Source organism: Cronbergia sp. UHCC 0137 (assembly GCF_034932285.1).
Lineage (GTDB): Bacteria > Cyanobacteriota > Cyanobacteriia > Cyanobacteriales > Nostocaceae > Cronbergia.
On the sequence record NZ_JAYGHC010000070.1, the window covers coordinates 1 to 1267 of the forward strand.

Annotated in this window: 2 protein-coding genes; both read left to right on the top strand. The window is 31.5% G+C overall.

What is annotated here, in order from left to right; translation table 11 throughout:
- Positions 1–38 precede the first annotated feature (38 nt).
- Positions 39–587: a restriction endonuclease gene (locus VB711_RS23660; RefSeq protein WP_323288818.1), complete on the top strand. Its 549-nt coding sequence runs from the start codon at positions 39–41 to the stop codon at positions 585–587.
- Positions 584–1132, top strand: a complete 549-nt coding sequence (locus VB711_RS23665; protein ID WP_323288819.1) for a hypothetical protein — start codon at positions 584–586, stop codon at positions 1130–1132. The genes VB711_RS23660 and VB711_RS23665 overlap by 4 nt, the downstream gene beginning before the upstream one ends.
- The last annotated feature ends 135 nt before the right edge of the window (positions 1133–1267 follow it).

A 1267-nucleotide genomic window follows, 5' to 3' on the forward strand; every position in this document is an offset into this window, starting at 1 on the left:
GATAATAAGCTACAACATACGAAACTTCAGATATAATTATGACCACAAATGCAGAATATAAAGCAAGAATTACTACCTATAACTGGGATGATTTAATCAAATTATGGTCAGAAATTGAATCAGGTAATACACCAAATTGGGATACAGGTAAAGCATTAGAATATCTCATTTTACGAGCATTTCAACTTAATAATGCCGAAGTAACCTGGCCTTATAGCGTGTATTTAGATGGAGAAGAGATAGAACAAATTGATGGAGTAGTTTATGGAGATGGCTTATCTTGTATAATAGAATGTAAAGACACAGCAAAACCTGTTAAAATCGAACCTATAGCCAAGCTAAGAAATCAATTATTACGCAGACCAGCAGCAACTATTGGCAGTATATTTAGTCGTAGTGGATTTACAGAAGCATCAGAAACCTTAGCTGGATTTGTTGCACCTCAAACTATTCTATTATGGGGAGGAGAAGAAATTAAATATTCCTTAGAAAACAAGTGTATATGTAGAGCATTAATCAAAAAATATCGTATTTGTATTGAACAAGGACTAGCTAATTACAACATTAAAACTGAGGCTGTATCATGACTTTAGCTTATATAGTATTAGAAGGTAATAGAGATCAAGAAATCTTACAGAAATTACTACCTAAACATCTTCTGCAAGATGTTAAATTCGTTGTAGGAAACGGACAGTATGAAGTAAGATCATTAGCAAGTTCACTACTTGCTACTAAAAATACTCCTGTTATATTAATTTTAGATGCAGATACAGACAACGAATCCCAAATATTTGAAAAGCAAGATCTAATTAATTATTTATTGCGTCGAGCATCTGCCGGCATCCCTTTTCAAGCTTCTTTAGCTGTTCCCCAAATCGAAATTGTTTTAATACAAAATAAATCATTGATTGAAAAAATAGCCCAACGCCAATTTAATGATTTAGAATGGAAATTTGCTCAAAGTAAACCTAAAGAATTTTTAGAGACAGTATTAGGTAAAGAACAATCCATTAACGATAGAATATTTAGCAATATAAATGATGAAGAAATTAAGATATTGCAACAACATCCATTAATACAAGAAATAATGATTTTCTTATCATCCCTTACTACATCTTCTGTTGCAATTTAGAAAGGCGCAAATAAACCCAACAATAACCAATAACAGCGTAACGCATAATTAATGATAATAAATAATTTAAAATAATGATTGTTTCCTTTAGTTAAGAGTTTTTGTAGGTTGGATTAAGCGACAGCGAAACCCAAC